This is a genomic window from Paenibacillus sp. 01T422 (assembly GCF_056398785.1).
This window is the reverse complement of record NZ_JBFTQB010000957.1, coordinates 1-2,370: the sequence shown is the minus strand read 5'-3', so window position 1 is coordinate 2,370 and position 2,370 is coordinate 1. Positions and strand designations below refer to the sequence as shown.

Sequence of the window (2,370 nt, the reverse complement as noted above, 5' to 3'; positions counted from 1 at the left end):
ATTGTAGCTTCAATACCATCCGTGACATCATCCACTTTGGAGGCTAGAACCATGATGTCCTCACGATCGATTGGTGTAATGAACACTTTATTGAGTCCTTTGAAGATTTCGTGAGTAATGGAGTCTCCTGCATGTTCTAGATCGTGGATTGACTGAACGTAGTCTATTGGGGATTTGTCACCCATCATGGCTGTGCGGAAAAGCTGTGCAGTTTGCAATGCGTTTTCTGCAGCGCGGATAAGCAGTTGCAAAAAATCGACTTCGTTCTTTTTTGTGAATAACGTGGTCATAAATGCCTCCTAGTATTTACTATATGTACAAGATTTTGATCGAATTTATAAGATAATCAGACCAACTTGTTGAAAAAAACTCACAAAATTAAAAATATCATAACAATTGGACGGAAAGCAACGAAAATTCCRTGACAATTTACAATTTCTCAACATTATACGCTTCCTTGATTTTACAAGCCTGAAGATGTAAAGTTTATAAAGCGGTATTTAACTTAGAATGAGCATAGAGAGGGTTTTTTAGTATGAAAAAAACATTAATTATGAACGGTCATTTCATTTCTACTATTAAAGGAAAATCATCTATCAAAGGCTGCATGGTCATAGAAGGCGATCTGATTACATATATCGGTGAAGAAACTCCTGAACCCAAGGAAAACTACGATGAAATCATCGATGGTACGAATAAGTTGTACATGCCTGGTCTGGTCAATACGCATGGTCATGCCGCGATGTCGCTGCTTAGAGGTTATGGCGATGATCTAGCGCTGCAAATCTGGCTAGAAGAAAAAATGTGGCCAATGGAAGCGAAATTTACGGCCCAAGATGTGAAATGGGGCACTAGTCTGTCCATTTTGGAAATGATGAAAGGCGGGACTACGACTTTCGTCGATATGTATGACCATATGAACGAAGTGGCGAAGGCTGTAGAAGCATCAGGCATGCGCGGCGTTCTTGCTCGCGGTGTGATCGGGCTGTGCCCAGTTGATGTACAGACGGCCAAACTGAAAGAGGCTAGTGAGTTTGCAAAAACGTGGCATGGAGCTGCGAACGGACGAATCACGACGATGATGTCTCCTCATGCGCCATACACATGTCCTCCGGATTATATTGAACGTATCGTTCAAGCTGCACACGATTTGAATTTGCCGATTCATACGCATATGTCGGAAACAAGCCGCGAAGTACAAGGCAATGTGGACCAATACGGATTGCGTCCAGTTGCACATCTTGAGAAGATCGGTGTGTTCAGCAGACCAACGCTTATAGCACACGGTGTTCATTTAACCGATGAAGAAATTAGCGTTCTACAACAATATGATGTTCGCGTTTCCCACAATCCAGGAAGCAATCTGAAACTCGCTTCAGGCGTAGCGCGTGTGCCAGAATTGCTTCGTGCCGGGGTGAAGGTTTCACTTGGTACGGATGGCGCAGCGTCAAATAACAATTTGGACATGTTTGAAGAAATGAGACTTGCCGCGCTGATTCACAAAGGCGTTTCTGGTGATCCACTTGCTGTACCGGCTGCTGAAGCGCTCCTGTTAGGGACGAAGATGGGGGCGGAATCCATTTGGTTGGATAATGTAGGATTGCTGCAGCCAGGCATGAAAGCGGACTTTATCGCGCTGGATATTGATCAACCTCATTTCTTGCCAAAAACAGATTTTGTTTCACACATCGTTTATTCCGCTTGTGCCAAAGATGTCGTTGATGTCTGCGTGGATGGCAATTGGCTTGTCCGCAAAGGGGAATGCTTAACGATGGACGAAGAGAAAATCAAACGTGAGTTTGAACAGTGTTTCGATCGATTAATTGGTTAAAAAGGTGCCGGCCGGCAGTTTTTGTTTGGGGAGGTGAGCGGCGCTGATGGGTGCAAAGCGAACGAGAATTATTACTTTTGGCGTGTTTATTGTATTGACGCTTGGCGTCGTGCTCAGCCGCTTTTACTTAAATGTGCAAAACGATCATTGGGATGGCAAACGCATTGCGGTAGAAACGGCTTTTGAGAAAAGTATTATGACGAAAGCGGCTAAAGTGGATTTCTTTTATGGTGATGAGCCTTTTCGTATCGTTTATGGGGAAGACAAGCTTGGCCAAGGAGTCATTGTATGGGTCTCCGATAAGGACATTCACACCGAGATGGCTTCTGAAGGCTTCACGGAAGCACAAGTTCGGGATGCCGTTATGAAGAAAAATCCGGATGTAGAAATTGAACGCGTCATGCCGGGGAAGCTAGGTCAGGAATACGTCTGGGAAGTTTTTTATAAAAAGATAGACGCGAGCGGTACAAGATMTTTTTATGATTATTACAAATTCAAAGATGGACTATATCTAGATACGTATAGACTCAGCCTTCAAT

At 43.8% G+C, this 2,370-nt stretch carries 3 protein-coding genes; 2 read left to right on the top strand and 1 reads right to left on the bottom strand.

Annotated elements, in window-relative coordinates:
- Positions 1-290, bottom strand: a 290-nt coding sequence (locus tag AC1DUA_RS34055) for a DUF47 domain-containing protein (RefSeq protein ID WP_477503953.1), incomplete at its 3' end; no start/stop codon positions are given.
- Between the two features lie 245 nt (positions 291-535).
- Here AC1DUA_RS34055 and AC1DUA_RS34050 point away from each other — a divergent pair.
- Positions 536-1,831 (top strand): amidohydrolase, encoded by a 1,296-nt coding sequence (locus AC1DUA_RS34050; protein ID WP_477503952.1) that lies wholly within the window; start codon positions 536-538, stop codon positions 1,829-1,831.
- 46 nt (positions 1,832-1,877) lie between these two features.
- The coding region (locus tag AC1DUA_RS34045) for a cell wall elongation regulator TseB-like domain-containing protein (RefSeq protein WP_477503951.1) at positions 1,878-2,370 on the top strand (493 nt) is incomplete at its 3' end.